Genomic DNA, 14,930 nt, shown 5'->3' on the forward strand with positions numbered 1-14,930 from the left:
GGAGGGGATAACATGATTGATCAGGATCTGGAATTATACGACGTGACAATAATCGGCGGGGGACCTGCCGGGATGTATACGGCTTTTTATAGCGGGATGAGAGATCTCAAGACGAAGCTGATCGAAGCCAAAGAAGAGCTTGGCGGACGAATGCGGATCTATCCCGAGAAAATGATCTGGGATGTGGGCGGTGTGACACCGACCCTCTGCGGTGATCTGATCAAGCGGCTGGAGGAGCAGGCCCGCACGTTCGAACCGACTATTGTGCTCGGGCAGCAGATCATCAAGCAGGTGCGCCAGGAGGATGGTACGTTTATACTGACCTCGGCTACAGGCGAGCAGCACTGGACACGGACAGTCATTCTGGCCATCGGTTACGGGATTCTGCAGATGGCCAAGCTGGAGATTGAGGGAGCCGACCGTTACGAGGTAACCAACCTTCATTATACCGTGCAGGAGCTGGAGCCGTTCCGCGGCAAGCATGTGCTGATCTCCGGGGGCGGTGACTCGGCGGTAGACTGGGCGAATGAGCTGGAGAGCATCGCAGCCAGCGTTACAATTGTTCATAGAAGAGACCAGTTTGGCGGACATGAGAAGAACATTTCCCGCATGAAGGCATCGTCGGTCAAGGTACGCACACCGTATACAGTGAGCCAGCTGCACAGCAGCAACGGCGAAAAGATCGACCAGGTAACGATTGCTCATGTCGACTCCGGCGAGAGCGAGCAGTTCACTGTAGATGCGGTCATTGTGAATCATGGGCTAAAATCGGATTTCGGCCCGCTGAGCGACTGGGGGCTGGAGATGGGGGAATGGTGGGCCAAGGTCAGTCCCAAGCTTGAGACGAATCTGCCCGGTATTTTTGCCGCCGGAGATTTCGTTGATTATGACAGTAAAGTCCGCCTGATCGCCGGGACATTTACCGATGCGGTGCTGGCGCTGAACAGCGCCAAGCTGTTTATGGACCCGGATGCTCCCAAATACGCCTATGTGTCTTCCCATAATGACCGGTTCAAAGAGAAAAATAAAGCGTTGGGCGTAATTGACGACCACTAGCAGACAATAACAGAATAGAAACCATCCTGGCTGTCAGCCTGCAGGTATTCTGCGGGCAGGCAGCTTTTTTGATGTTTTCGGGGTCTCCATACCCTCCCGCTCATTCCATAAGCTGCATAAAAAGAGTCTACCAGGCGAATAGTAAGCAGGGAGGTGCTGAGCATGCCTAAACAACAAACACAATCCAGTCCGGGAGAGATCAAAAGCAGCGGAGAGGAGAGTCCGCCCCTCTTCACGCATCTTGAGGACACTCTCAAGCAAATCCATGAAAGGCTCGGCAACAGCCCGGATTTGAATGTACGTAAGTATGAGACTCTCAATCATGACAATCATGTTGCCGTTTTGTATATAAATGGGCTTGTAGATAAAGAGCTTGTAGACGAGTATGTCACTCATGCCCTGTCGTTTGAAGAAATTAAGGAGAAGGCTCCTTCTGCCTGGGACCTCTTTATCTTTGCCAAGGAAAAAGCGCTGAGCATCGGTAAAGAAAAGGTGGTAGAAGACCAGAACAGCTTGCTGGAAGCCTTGATGTCCGGAGATACCATCATTCTTTTTGACAAGGTGGATAAGGGCATCAGCGTGACCACAAGCGGCGGTGAAGGCCGGTCCGTTACTGAAGCATCGACCCAGGTCAATATCCGCGGGCCCAAAGAGAGCTTCACCGAGTCGCTGGGGACGAATATAGCGCTGGTGCGTAAACGGATTAAAAACCCGAATCTCTGGATTGAGACGCTGACGATGGGATCGGTAACCAAAACGGATGTATCCATTGCCCATATTCATGGCCTGGCCAAGGAAGAGACGCTGCAGCAGATCCGCGCAAAGCTGGCAGACATCCATGTCGATTCCATCCTGGAATCCGGATATATTGAACAGCTGATAGAAGAGAATAATTACTCGCCGTTCCCTACGCTGTACAATACCGAACGCCCGGATAGTGTAGCCGGAAATCTGCTGGAGGGGAGAATTGCCATTTTTGTGGACGGCACTCCGTTTGTGCTGATTCTTCCAGCTACTTTTTTTATGTTCTTTCATACTGTCGAGGACTATTACCAGCGCTATGATATTACTTCAGTCATCCGGGTGCTCCGCTTTGTATGCCTGCTGGTGTCACTGTTCGGTCCGGCGATTTTTGTTGCCGCGCTTAATTTTCATCAGGAGATGATCCCGACGCCGCTTCTGATTAATTTTGCCTCGCAGCGTGAAGGGGTGCCGTTCCCGGTTGTTGTTGAGGTACTGCTGCTGGAGGTCACTTTTGAAATCATCCGTGAAGCCGGTATCCGGATGCCTTCGCAGATCGGCCAGACCGTCTCGATTATCGGCGGTCTTGTCCTGGGACAGGCGGCTGTCCAGGCGGGGATCGTCTCTCCGGCGATGGTCATTGTTGTCTCCCTTACGGGAATTTCCAGCTTTGCGACTCCTGCCTTCAATATGGCCCTGTCCATCCGCATTCTCCGCTTTGTTATTACCTTTGTGGCAGCCTATATAGGGCTGTACGGAATTGCCATTGTCGGGCTTATACTGGTTGCCCATCTATGCAGCCTCCGTTCCATGGGTGTGCCCTATATGTCGCCGCTTGCTCCCTTTGCGCCGGGGGACCAGAAGGATATTTTCCTGCGGACACCGCTGCATTTCATGAAGACCCGCCGCCGTCTTCTGAAAAATGATGAAGCGCCGGGAGCCGCCGTTCAGACCAGCCAGGGCAGCCGACATGAAAAGTAGGCTGGCATTGCTGCTTGCGGTCTGTATCAGCTGCTCCCTGGTGCTGAGCGGCTGCTGGAACAGCCGGGAGCTGAATGAGCTGGCCATCGTCAGCGGAATCGGCATTGACAGCCTGGACGGCAAGCCGGGATACCGGGTGACCTTCCAGATTATTAACCCGTCTTCATCTTCACAGACAATGGGCTCCACCAGCAATCAGCCGCCGATCGTCATTGTTACGGCAACCGACCGCACGATCTTTGGAGCCCTCCGCAAAGCGTCAAGACGGGCCACCCGCCAGCTGTTTTTTGCCCATACCCAGCTGGTGATCATCGGGGAGTCATTGGCCAGGAAAGGAGTAACCAGTATCTTTGATATTTTCGAACGGTCGCATGAGCTGCGGCTGAATTCAGCGGTGCTGGTCGCCAAGGGTTCGGATGCGGCTTCCGTTCTTAAACTGCTGACAACGCTTGAAACATCGCCATCCATGGGTCTGCTGAAGAAGATGCAGAATACGTCCCAGGTATGGGGCGAGAACCGCAGGGTTACTGTGTTTGAAGTGATTAACGGGATAACCGGGGCAAGCGATTTTACCGTCAACGGGGTACAAATTGTCGGAAATGCGGCAGAAGGGGAGAAGAAGAGCAGCCTGGAGCAGTCTGACCCTATGGTTGGATCGATTATGAGCGGATTAGGCGTTTTTAAGGAAGGGAAACTGATTGGCTGGCTGAACGGAATGGAATCCAGAGGTACTCAGTGGATGCTTGATAAGCTAAATGAGACCAATGTCAATGTGGACTCTCCGGATACGGAGGAGGATATTGCCGTTAACATTTTTTACTCCAAGACAAGGGTGAAGGTGGAACTGCAAGACGGCAAGCCGGTGTTCCATGTTCATATAACGGAAGAAGGCATTATTAATGAGACTGGGGGTTTCGTCGACTTAAGCAAGGATGAGGTACTGAGGGCACTTGAAGAAAGCATTGAAGAGAAGACAGCGGCTGAAGTCAGGCAGGCGTTTGAGACTGCACAGAAAATGAAGACGGATATTTTTAATCTGGGCAACGAATTGAAGCGTATCCATCCTGATCAATGGGAAAAGGTGAAGCAGGACTGGAGTTCTGCTTTTGCCGAAGGGGAGCTTGATCTCCGGGCGGAAGCCTTCATCCGCAGTACAGGAATGCGGCTAAAGCCGTATATTCCAGCCAAAAAATAAACGTCGGTTAAGGAACGGGGGTCCATTTTATGCGAAAGGAAGTCATTGGTCCGTTTCAATTGTTTGCCATGATCGTTCTGTTTGAACTGGGAACAGCGGTTGTTGTCCCCATCGGCCTGGAGAGCGGTCATTCGGTATGGATCTCCATCCTGGTGGCGCTTCCTGGCGGTATTCTGCTGTTTATGCTCTATGCTTACCTGTACCGCCAGTTCCCGGATCTCGTAATCAGCGGGTATACCCGGAAAATTCTCGGGAAATGGATCGGCTGGCCGCTCAGCCTGCTGTATCTGCCGGTACTGACTTACAACGGAGGCAGAAACTTGCGGGAGGCGGGCGATCTGCTGATCTCCTCTTCGTATGACCGGACACCGATTTTTATCATCAACTCCATTATGATCATTGCTGTAATGTACATCCTGTATCAGGGCATTGAGGTCTTTTCAAGAACCTCGGAAATTTACTTCTGGCTGATTGTAATTATGGGAATGATTTCGAACTTCGTTGTGATCATTGCCGGTCTGGTCCAGTTTAAAAACCTGTTTCCTGTACATCCGGGCGAATGGGTTGAGGTGTACAAGTCGGCGTATCCGAATATCTGGATTTTTCCTTATGGGGAGCTGGTGTGCTTTACTGCTGTTCTGCCCCATTTCAAAGCAAGGAATAAAGTCGGCAGAACCGGTGCGGGTGCCATTACCCTGAGTGCCCTGCTGCTCAGCATTACACATGCGATTGAAATGTCGGTGCTGGGCCCGGATATATACAGCCGCACTACCTTTCCGATGTTCACGACGATTTCACTGGTCAATGTAGCCAATTTTTTGCAGAGGCTCGATGCGCTTGTAATCCTGACGCTGATCATCGGGGTCTTTTTCAAAATGTCCATCTACTGCTATGCGGCGGTATCAATCACGGCGGATTTGTTTCATGTCAAGGAGCCCCGGAAGCTGGTTATTCCTGTAGGCTCGGTGGTGCTCTTCAGCTCATTTGTCAGCGCGGAGAATTACCCTGTCCATATGAATGACGGAAAGGTATTTCTGGAGAATATCCTGCCCTTCCTGTGCGCAGTCATTCCCATTCTGCTGTTCGTTGTGCACCGGGTCCGGCGCAGGTTCGGCTGGTACCGGTAGGGTTATTTACGGCGTGACTTGCGGGGTTTGAACAGATCTGCAGCCGCAAAAAAGACGGGTAGGCCAGCGAACCCAATCATACAGCAGGCTTCCTGAAAGGTCGTCGTGGCAAATGCGGAAGTAACTGATTGCAGCGACCTGTGGAAGCTGGTCCCTCCGATGACATCCACGCTAACAATCATTCCCAGTGTCAGCAGGGCAAGCACCATATAGACTCCAATGATTTTCATACCTTTGATCCTCCTGTTTCCTGCGATTCAAGGTTTCCGCCGGGGCGGAAACTAAAGGTATTATCCCCGTTTCCTGTATAAGGTAGTCAAAAAAAGGCCGGCGGGCAAGAAGACCCGTCAGCCATACTGAATTATTGTCCTGAAGTAAGCCAGTCCGCCAGCTCCTCTGTCTGCGAGAGAACGGCAATCGGATCGTAATACCACGAACGCTCCTCTTTCCATACGTAAATATGGCCATTCTTCACTGCGGGCAGACTGCCCCAAATCGGATCATTGCTGAAATCCTCAAGCGCTTGGTTGTTGTCAGTTACAATGAGATAATCTCCGGCATAGCTGGGCAGCATCTCGTTAGAAATCTCTGCCCACTGCTTCTCCATAATCACATCTGCCACTGCTGTCGGAGGTTTGCGTCCAAGTGCCTGGTAGACTGCCTGTCTGCCGCGTCCAAAGTTGTCCCCGTAAGCCCAGGTGGACTTGTCGGTATGCTCCAGAATGCTAAAGGTAGCTTCAGCCGGGATGGCAGCATCCACTTTGGCTTTGGCTGCGGCAATACGCTTGTCATAATCATCCAGCCAGTCTTTGGCTTCCTGCTCCTTGCCCAACAACTTACCGAAGTAAGTCAGCTCCTCATGGGCATTCTTCAGCTCACCGTAAGGTACAATGACTGTCGGTGCAATCTGGCTGAGCGTTTCATAGCTGTCAGCCATACCGGAGATAATCAGATCAGGCTCCAGTGCAATAATATTCTCCGGAGACATCTTCCCGTAGGTTCCGGTATCTGAAACACCGGCAAGCGCTTCTTTAAAATAGACATTTTCCAGGGTCAAGCCCGGGGCTCCGACCGGTATAGTGCCCAGGGCAATCAGGCTTCCGAGGTACTCTTCAGCCACAATCCGTTTCGGCTCTGCCGGAATTTCAATTTCGCCGTTGACGGTGGTGACGGTTTTGACGGCTGCAGGTGCAGTGGTGGCTTCCGGCTGCGGAGACGCAGAGGCCGGAGCGCTGCTTGCTGTATTGCTTTTTGTAGTAGCCGTACCTGCATTAGTACTGCTGTTACTGCAGGCTGAAGCCACAAGGGCCAGCGTTAAAAGCAGGGGATAAAGGATCCAGTATGTTCGTTTGGTACTGCGTTTGTTGCCGTGCTGCCCATCCGTTACCCAGCAGCCTCTGTGCCTGCCCTGAAGATGAAACAGCAGCATATTCAATCCATACTCCCTGCAGATTAAACTGGGCTTCCAGGGAGAGGGGGAGGCTGCAGCTGCAGCACAGCATCGTACCGCCGGAAATTACATGCTCGATGCCCTCTATTTCAATGACACCGCTGCCGCCGGTTACAACCATCAGGATGGAGAAGGGGGGAGGTGGAACCGTACCCTTGCTTACAGATAAACCGGCAAGATCAATAATCCGGCAAGGCCAATGGAAGCTTGGGGCGTGCGGGGCGGACTGCCGAAGTGCGGGCTGGTCATCATACATTCACTCATCTCTTGTGTGATAATCATTCTCAATTAGAGTATACCAAGGTTTTGGACTATTGACGATCCTCCGGCAGAACCGTAGAGTTTAATGTAATCCTCAATGAGGGTAAAGGGAGTAGTATAAGGAGGGATTGCCTGTGACAACCTGGAATCTGCAAGGGACGGTTAACCACCTGCTGATCTGCAACGGCAGCAGCTGCAAAAAGAATAAAGGCGAAGAAGTCGCTGAAGCGATCGAAGCCGAAATTGATAAACAGGGTGCCGGAAGCCTCATTCATACGACCGTCACCCGCTGCAACGGCAGATGCTCCGATGCCTGTGTGGTCATTTCCTATCCGGACGGCGTATGGTACCGGGAGATGACGCCTAAATCGGGCAAAGCGCTTGTACGCAGGCTGCTGGAAGGGGAGCGGCTGGAGGAGAATATCGTTTATACTTATGAGGGGCAGCTCACCGCGGCTTCATCCAAGGGCACCAAGGGCAAAAAGAAAAAATAACGGAGTAGCGGCACTATAATGGAGCGTAGCAATGAATGCCATACATAGCACAGCTCAGACAGTAAACCGCGGCTGATTAGCAAGAACCATTTTCACCCTTGAAATTTGACTTGCAGGCCATGCGTTGACTATGCTTATATCAGTGCATTTTATCACAATATTAGATGAAGGTTTGTTGCGGGGGGAGTGTATTCATGGAGAGGCTGCAGGTATGGCCTGAACGGTTTAAAAGATTTTTTCTGAATAACCGATTTGTTGTGACTTTATTGATTGTTCTGCTGATCGGCATTAACATTCTGGTGTTCTCCAAGGTCCCGTTTATTTTCAAGCCGGTGTCCACGCTGCTGCATACGGTGGCTGCCCCGCTGCTGTTGTCGGGAATTGCCTATTATCTGCTGAATCCGCTGGTAGACCGCATGGAGACAAGAAGCAAGATTAAACGGGCCTACGGTATCGTTATCCTGTATCTGGCCATCGCGGGGATTGTCACGCTTATCCTGCTGACGGTAATTCCGATTATCCGCACCCAGCTGGTCGGCCTGATCGATAATTTCCCGAAATACAGCGCCCAGATTCAGGAGGAATTTATTAACCTGACCGGCAGTGAGCTGTTCGGGCGGATCCAGGAAAACGTAGGGGTCGGTACCAGTCTTGATTTTGGGGATCTGACGAACAAAGCGACCACATGGGCCACTTCGTTTCTGAATAATGCCGTGAATGGGGTCGGCAGTTTCGTCGGTGCGCTGACCGAGATTGTGCTGGCCGTGGTTACGACACCGTTCATCCTGTTCTATCTGCTCCGTGACGGCAAAAGGCTGCCCGATTATCTGATGCGGTTCATTCCGAACGCCCTGCAGCCGCAGACCCGCCTTGTCATGAAGGAAATGAACAGCCAGGTGGCGTCTTATATCCGGGGACAGATTATCGTCAGCTGCTGTATTGGTGCGCTGCTGTACATAGGCTATCTGATTATCGGGCTGGAGTATTCGCTGGTGCTGGCGATTGTAGCTGCCTGTACGGCAGTCGTCCCTTACCTGGGTCCGGCCATCGCGATTACACCGGCGTTGATTGTAGCGCTGGTTACTTCGCCTTTTATGCTGCTGAAGATGATATTCGTCTGGACGGCTGTCCAGCTTATTGAAGGCAAATTCATCTCGCCGCAGATCATGGGCAAGTCGCTGAAGATTCATCCGATTACGATCATTTTTGTCATTATTTTTGCCGGGAAAATGTTTGGTGTACTCGGTATTATTCTGGCTGTTCCGGGATATGCCGTGCTCAAAGTTATCGTTACCCATATCTTTCAATGGTTCCGGTTCCGTTCCGGGCTATACCGTGTAGAAGCAGCAAAAGAAGAAGCCGAGAAGTAGGCCTGAAAGGATGAGAAGCAAATGACAAGACCCGTTGCGGATACGATATACGGAAAAGTACAGGGAGCGCCAAGCGGCGGAGTAAACGTATGGCGCGGCATTCCGTTTGCTGCACCGCCTGTCGGGGAGCTGCGTTTCCGTGCCCCCCAGCCGCCGGAGCCCTGGGATACCGTAAGGGAGGCTGTGGAATTCGGGACGGCCGCACATCAGCCGCCAAGCTCGGACAGCATCCGGTTCGGCGGGACACAGCCCGTCTTCTCGGAGGATTGCTTGTATCTGAACGTCTGGGCACCGGCAGGCGGGCAGGAAGCGCTGCCGGTAATGGTCTGGATTCACGGCGGCACCTTCCTGACAGGAGCGGGCAGCCAGCCGATGTTCAACGGCGCAAAAATGGCTGAATCCGGCAAGGTAATTGTAGTTACTGTCAATTACCGGCTGGGGCCGTTCGGCTTCCTGCACCTGTCACCGTTCGGCCCGTTTGAGTCCAACCTGGGCCTGCTGGACCAGATAGCTGCGCTGCAGTGGGTGCAGGATAATATAGCCGGCTTCGGCGGCGATCCCAAGCGGGTGACGGTATTTGGTGAGTCAGCCGGCAGCATGAGTATAGCGGCACTGCTGGCAATGCCTGCCGCGAAGGGGCTGTTCTCCGGCGCCATTATGCAGAGCGGCGCGGCGCAGACATTGAAGCCGCAGCAGGGCGCGCAAATTGCTGCGGCGTTCATGGATGAGCTGGGCGGTGACGTGAACCTGCTGCAGGCTTCGACGGCGCAGGACATTCTGGCTGCGGCCGCCCGGATGGCCTACAAGCTGTCCGGCGATTCGCTCAGCATGCTGTTCCAGCCGCTTGTTGATCCGGCGACCCTGCCGGTGGAGCCGGCGGAAGCGGTGGCCGGCGGCGCAGCGGGCGGGATTCCGCTGATGATCGGAACGAATCTGCATGAGGGCCATCTTTTCTTCCGGGGCGACCGGGAAGGAATGGACTTTGACCAGTCGCTGAAGGCACTGGAGCTGATGCTGGGTGTGGATAACCTGACGGAGCTGGCCAGCCATTATCCCAAGAACTGGGAAGGGCAGGCGGCGTTACTGACGGATCTGTATTTCTGGGACAGCTCCCTCGCGTTTGCCGAGCGGCAGCTGCCGCATGCTCCTGTCTGGATGTACCGGTTCGACTGGACCATTCCCGGCCATCCGCTGCTGGGCAAGGCTGTCCATGGGGCAGAGATTTATTATGTCTTTAATACAATAGACCTGCTGCATCAGTATGGGGTGCACGTCAGCCCTGAGATGGCGGCGCTTGCGGAGCGGATGCAGGCGGCCTGGACAGCCTTTGCGCACCGGCGCAGCCCGGAGGCAGACGGCTGGCATTGGCCCGCTTACTCTAAGGGCGGGCGGGACACGATGATCTTCGGGCAGGACGTCCATGTGGAGACCGACCCCGACCGGGACAAGCGCAAGCGGCTGCTGTCGGCCCTGTCTGCTTCCCGGTAAATCGGAAGCGCCAAATTGGATTGAAAGAGGAAGCCGCCAGGCCCATGCCTGGCGGTTAATTTATGTCTTAAGGGTTCGCAGAAGCTGAAATTCGCTGCTTTGCACGGACCGCATGCACCACCCGAAAGCCCTGATCAGGCCCGTACCCGCTGGCTTCGAACTTGCCGCGGAACGAAACCGCGTTATTGCTTACGTCACCGATCCAGCCGCCGCCCTTTACAATGCGGTAGATACCGCCGCCGGCGTCCCCTTGGCTGTACCAGTCCCAGCACCACTCCCGTACATTCCCGGACATATCGTAGAGCCCCAGCTCGTTCGGTCTTTTGCCTCCGCCGATTTTGGTTCTATTGTTGTTTTGTTCAATGACCGGCCAGAGCCAGTCCCCTGTCAAATAACGGTCGCCGGCATTCCGCCAGTACCAGGCCACATCATCCGCAGTATTGCTGCCGCTGTACGTATAGCTCTGGCTTAATCTGCCGCCGCTTGCCGCATATTCCCATTCTGCCTCCGTCGGCAGCCGGTAGCCGTCGGCTTCCGCATTCGGCGTTATTGTCCATTTCAGCGTATCGTTAACACTTTTGTTGGCCGGGTCCGGGGTCTCCTTGTTGATCACATAATAGGGTTCAAAGCCCTCTTGGATACTCCGTTTATTGCAATACTCGACAGCATCATACCAGCTTACCATTTCCACTGGCAGACGGCTGCCTTTGAACAAGGATGGATTGCCACCCATGACCTCCATCCATTCTTGCTGTGTAACCTCATACTTGCCGATATAGAAATCAGAGAGAGAGACGCCATGACCAGCGTAGTTGGTCATGGTGCTGATAAAGCTTCCGCCTTGAACAAAAACAAAGCTGTCCTCCTGCAGAGAAGCCTCTTTGGACTCAGGAGAAGGGGACTGCTGCTGCGAGCAGGCGCAGAGCAGCGCCAATAGGGTGATTGCAGGGATAATCCACAGTTTGCTCATGAACCATGCTCCTTTTTATGCCGCAGGCCGCCGTGCTTATCGCCGGCGGCAAACCGTCCGGCGATACAACCGGACGGTCCTCGGACAACTATGATTATTGCCTTACCACACCGTTACATTGGAGCTGCCGCTGCTCTGGTAACCCTCTGTTGCCAGAACCTGGTAGGACCAGCTGCTGCCCAGATTCATACCCTTGCTTTTCCAGGCATTCACATGATTGGCAAAGGTTATCGCGGCGTTGCTTCCGGTCGCCCGTTTCGACTGACGGACACTCCAGAACTGGGTGAACGTCGCAGTACCGTCGATAGAAGGCGCATTAGTCCGGGTTGTTGTATAGATATCATAGGTGCCGCCGTCACTGGTTACGCTACCTTTGTAAGTGCCTGTAGGCCGGTAGGTGCCCCAGCTGTCTACAACGTAGTATTCGATCAGTGTGTTCCGGGTCCACCCGTAAAGCGTTAAATAGGCATTGCCAGAGGGCGACCATACACCGGCATTATAGTTGATTGTCCGGGAGGCTGATCCGGTATTCCAGCCTTTACCTACTACGAAATTACCTGTATTAGACCAATTAACGCTATAATTACCGCCAGTACCATTGGTAGCGCTTACAGTTCCTCCGCCATCAGTCCAGTTCTGCCAGTAATCGGTCGCTTCCGCACCTGCCGATGCTGCAAACATGCCAAAAGCAATTGAAGCGGTAAGAAGAGTTGTCACTACTTTTTTAAATTTGAACATGGGTATTACCTCCTAGAGTTTAATTGTTTTTTCAATGCTTGATAATGTGCTTCCGGAATGCGGCCTTACGCATATCCCTTGCTATCACATCTGCAAAGTCTCCTGGAGTACATGCTTTGATGAATCCCTGACGTTCAAACTCTTCCGCTGCCGCCTCCTTTCATTCTGGTGAATGCTTTGAGCATATTTGCTTGAATACGAGATGATTATAGAATAACAGCGCTGTCATTTCTATTTACCAAATTAAAGGTGTTACCCGATTTTTTACATATGTTTCAAACAGATAAATTCAAATTGAGAGATTGAAAGCTACAGTTTCACGATTTGTAAAAAAATTTCATTTTCTTTCGCGCAAAAAGGGAGTGTTCCCGGACAGCCGGAACACTCCCTTTCATTGTTTAGAATGGAGCACTCATCAGTCAGTTAACAGGTACGTAGCCGGTCTTGGCCACCAGCTCCTGTCCCTCCGGGGACACGATCCAGTCCAGAAAAGCCTGCATTTTCCCGGAAGGTGTACCCGCTGTTACCGCGTAAAAGTTGACGGTATACGGATAAGCACCGCTGCGGATGCTCTCCTTGTTAGGCTCAACACCATCAATGGCAAGCAGCTTGAGCTCGTCGCTCCGGTTCATTTGAGAGGCGTAGTAAAGGAAGCTGAAGCCGATGGCATTTTTATAGTTGCGGTAATTGGAAGTCCGGGAGATAATCCCGCTCATGAGATCCATAACATCTTCAGACGGCGCCTGCATCAGGGTGCGGTCCTTCATGATTTTTTGCAGCATCGACTGGCTGCCGCTGCCTTCATCGCGCTGAAAGGCCCGGATCCGGTCATTCCGGCCGCCGGCCTGCTTCCAGTTGGTAAGCTCACCGGAGTAGATGTCCTTAATCTGCTCTGTGGTCAGGCTGCTGACAGGATTACGTTTGTTGACAAAAAAGACAAAGGCTTCACGGCCGATCGGTGTAAGCACCAGCTCGCGGCCGGCCAGCTTGGCATCCTTCTCCTGGGCAAGTGAGGGAGCTGCAGTAAAGATAATGTCTGTTTCACCGGAGAGCAGCCGCTGATACGCGTAAGAGGTGGAAGAACACACGACCGGATTATCTGCAAAATCATACGGGTCATACTCATCCTCCGGGTATACGGCCTGCGCAAATGCGGAGTAGAGCGGATACAGCGCAGTCGCCCCGTCTAGCCGCGGCGGATTGTCTGTAATCTTATAGGAAGCCGGCTGTTCCAGCACAGCAACTTTGGACTCGGGTTTAAACGGCTGATATTGCTGCAGGGAGACCTCTTGCTCGCTTACCTCAGCCAGGCTGTTCACATAAGCTTTGTTCAGCTCATATCCGCCGGTTGCCAGCAGGCAGAGCCCCAGGAACGATGCAAAAGCAATGCCCCGGGTACGGGATGTGAACCAGCCGAAGATGGAGCACACGATATAGGCGCACAGCACAGCAGCGACCACGGCAGTGAGCGGAGCATAGAACCGGAACCCGCCCAGCAGTGCAACAATGAAATAGCCGACAAATGCCAGCAAGGCAATAGGAACTACGGCTACAATAGAAAACAGCAAATTTAACCAGATTGATCTTTTCACAGCTACCCTCTTTCTAAAGATTAAAGTATGGAAAAAAACAGATAGTTTTATTATACCTTAATAATCCAGTATTTTCTTCCAAAAGTCTCAATCTGCCGGACAAGCCCTGCTATGCTGATATGAAACAAAGCAGAAATTTTCATAAAAAGACTGGACGAAATAGCAGAACAGAGTTATTCTGAGATTGTGAAAAAAATAACGGAATACAAGATTCTCGGGGTAAGGTGAAATTCCTGACCGGCGGTGATGTTCAAAGCGAACTAAGCCCGCGACTCAATTACTGCATGTACTGCGGGATTGACTGATCTGGTGACAATCCAGAGCCGACGGTAAAGTCCGGATGGGAGAGGATCATAGATAAAGGCAACAGGTGTATTCCTGATGTCTTTATTGAAAATGCCCCCGATAATTGCTGTAACAGGGTAGTTCGGGGGCTTTTTGGTCTCTTATCGAGGGTTTGTATCGACAAGGAGAATGAATTATGAGTAACGTATCAGCTTCATCATCAGGTATGCGCACATCGCCAGTCCGCAGCGGCTTCTGGCTGGTTGTGCTGGGGGCGGCGCTCTGGGGCGTTGACCCGCTGTTCCGGATTATTTTATTGAAATCATTGACCTCCTCGCAGATCGTTCTGCTGGAGCATGTAGTACTCTTTCTCGCAGCCGCACCGGTTCTTTGGCGCCATCGTGCCGAGCTGAAGTCCATCGGGATCCGTCAGGCAGGCGCGCTGCTCGTTGTGTCCTGGGGCGGTTCCGCCGTGGCAACGATCCTGTTCACCAAGGCTTTGTCCAGCGGTGATCTGAATGCTGTGCTGCTATTGCAGAAGCTCCAGCCCGTGTTCGCTATCGGACTGGCGGCCGTTATTCTGAAGGAACGCCTGCCGCGCAACTTCGGCCTGCTGATTGTTCTTGCACTGGCCGGTACTTATCTGCTGACCTTCGGCTGGACGGTTCCTTTCGGCCATGTTAACAACTTTGTCAGCGTAGGCAGCCTGATGGCCATGGGCGCTGCTGCCCTGTGGGGCGGCTCGACCGTTATGGGCCGTTATCTGCTTGGCTCTATGAGCTATGAGACCGTAACCTCCCTGCGTTTCATTCTGGCACTTCCTTTGCTGTTCACCCTGACTACACTGGAAGGTGCTCCATGGCAGGTAAGCGGCGGACTGGGAGCTACTTCGCTAGTAGCTATCAACCTGCTGCTGCAGGCGCTGCTGCCGGGACTGCTCAGTATGCTGCTCTACTACAAAGGACTGAACACGACCAAAGCTTCTTTTGCCACACTGGCCGAGCTAAGCTTCCCGATGACCGGGATTCTGATCAATTGGGTTGTCTATCACCAGCTTGTTACCATGGCGCAGGTTGTCGGGTTTGCCCTGATCTGGACGGCACTGTTCTACATTTCCAGCCAGCAGACCAAACAGCAGCAGACAGAATTGAAGCGCGCAGCTTAAACAAATACGCCTGAGGA

Annotated in this window: 13 protein-coding genes and 1 riboswitch; of the genes, 8 read left to right on the top strand and 5 right to left on the bottom strand. The window is 52.8% G+C overall.

Translation table 11 applies throughout. From position 1 onward, the window contains the following. Positions 1–15 precede the first annotated feature (15 nt). The 4 genes from M2108_RS08035 to M2108_RS08050 all read left to right on the top strand — a co-directional run bounded on the left by M2108_RS08035 (position 16) and on the right by M2108_RS08050 (position 5,100). Positions 16–1,056, top strand: a complete 1,041-nt coding sequence (locus tag M2108_RS08035) for an NAD(P)/FAD-dependent oxidoreductase (protein WP_277468760.1) — start codon at positions 16–18, stop codon at positions 1,054–1,056. Between the two features lie 162 nt (positions 1,057–1,218). Then, positions 1,219–2,778 carry a spore germination protein gene (locus tag M2108_RS08040; protein WP_277468472.1) on the top strand — a complete coding sequence of 520 codons (1,560 nt, stop codon included), beginning with the start codon at positions 1,219–1,221 and terminating at the stop codon, positions 2,776–2,778. Beyond that, positions 2,768–3,973: a Ger(x)C family spore germination protein gene (locus tag M2108_RS08045; RefSeq protein WP_277468471.1), complete on the top strand. Its 1,206-nt coding sequence runs from the start codon at positions 2,768–2,770 to the stop codon at positions 3,971–3,973. The genes M2108_RS08040 and M2108_RS08045 overlap by 11 nt, the downstream gene beginning before the upstream one ends. 29 nt (positions 3,974–4,002) lie before the next feature. Beyond that, positions 4,003–5,100: a GerAB/ArcD/ProY family transporter gene (locus M2108_RS08050; RefSeq protein ID WP_277468470.1), complete on the top strand. Its 1,098-nt coding sequence runs from the start codon at positions 4,003–4,005 to the stop codon at positions 5,098–5,100. A gap of 2 nt (positions 5,101–5,102) precedes the next feature. Here M2108_RS08050 and M2108_RS08055 read toward each other — a convergent pair whose 3' ends face one another. Together M2108_RS08055 and M2108_RS08060 are read right to left on the bottom strand one after the other, a co-directional pair. Further along, positions 5,103–5,330 (bottom strand): YczF family membrane protein, encoded by a 228-nt coding sequence (locus M2108_RS08055; RefSeq protein ID WP_277468469.1) that lies wholly within the window; start codon positions 5,328–5,330, stop codon positions 5,103–5,105. A gap of 131 nt (positions 5,331–5,461) precedes the next feature. Then, entirely contained in the window at positions 5,462–6,529 is a 1,068-nt protein-coding gene (locus tag M2108_RS08060; RefSeq protein ID WP_346780774.1) for an ABC transporter substrate-binding protein, read from the bottom strand. A gap of 416 nt (positions 6,530–6,945) precedes the next feature. On the opposite strand from M2108_RS08060, the gene M2108_RS08065 reads away from it, so the two are divergent. From M2108_RS08065 to M2108_RS08075, 3 genes are all read left to right on the top strand, one after another. Then, positions 6,946–7,305, top strand: coding sequence for a (2Fe-2S) ferredoxin domain-containing protein (locus M2108_RS08065; protein WP_277468467.1), 360 nt, complete (start codon positions 6,946–6,948; stop codon positions 7,303–7,305). Positions 7,306–7,499: 194 nt separating this feature from the next. Continuing rightward, positions 7,500–8,675, top strand: coding sequence for an AI-2E family transporter (locus M2108_RS08070; RefSeq protein WP_277468466.1), 1,176 nt, complete (start codon positions 7,500–7,502; stop codon positions 8,673–8,675). A 21-nt stretch (positions 8,676–8,696) separates the two neighbouring features. Further along, a complete protein-coding gene (locus M2108_RS08075) occupies positions 8,697–10,163 on the top strand; it encodes a carboxylesterase/lipase family protein (protein ID WP_277468465.1) in 1,467 nt (488 codons plus the stop codon). A 67-nt stretch (positions 10,164–10,230) separates the two neighbouring features. On the opposite strand, the gene M2108_RS08080 is transcribed toward M2108_RS08075, so the two are convergent. The 3 genes from M2108_RS08080 to M2108_RS08090 all read right to left on the bottom strand — a co-directional run bounded on the left by M2108_RS08080 (position 10,231) and on the right by M2108_RS08090 (position 13,463). Next, positions 10,231–11,133 (bottom strand): formylglycine-generating enzyme family protein, encoded by a 903-nt coding sequence (locus tag M2108_RS08080; RefSeq protein WP_277468464.1) that lies wholly within the window; start codon positions 11,131–11,133, stop codon positions 10,231–10,233. A 102-nt stretch (positions 11,134–11,235) separates the two neighbouring features. Further along, positions 11,236–11,871, bottom strand: a complete 636-nt coding sequence (locus tag M2108_RS08085) for a glycoside hydrolase family 11 protein (protein WP_277468463.1) — start codon at positions 11,869–11,871, stop codon at positions 11,236–11,238. A gap of 419 nt (positions 11,872–12,290) precedes the next feature. Further along, a complete protein-coding gene (locus M2108_RS08090) occupies positions 12,291–13,463 on the bottom strand; it encodes a substrate-binding domain-containing protein (protein ID WP_277468462.1) in 1,173 nt (390 codons plus the stop codon). Between the two features lie 206 nt (positions 13,464–13,669). After that, a riboswitch (FMN riboswitch) is annotated at positions 13,670–13,819 on the top strand. 125 nt (positions 13,820–13,944) lie between these two features. Here M2108_RS08090 and M2108_RS08095 point away from each other — a divergent pair. Then, positions 13,945–14,913 carry a DMT family transporter gene (locus M2108_RS08095; protein ID WP_277468461.1) on the top strand — a complete coding sequence of 323 codons (969 nt, stop codon included), beginning with the start codon at positions 13,945–13,947 and terminating at the stop codon, positions 14,911–14,913. Positions 14,914–14,930 lie beyond the last annotated feature (17 nt).

Origin of the sequence: Paenibacillus sp. PastM-3 (assembly GCF_029893965.1) — a bacterium.
Taxonomy (GTDB): domain Bacteria; phylum Bacillota; class Bacilli; order Paenibacillales; family Paenibacillaceae; genus Paenibacillus_AQ.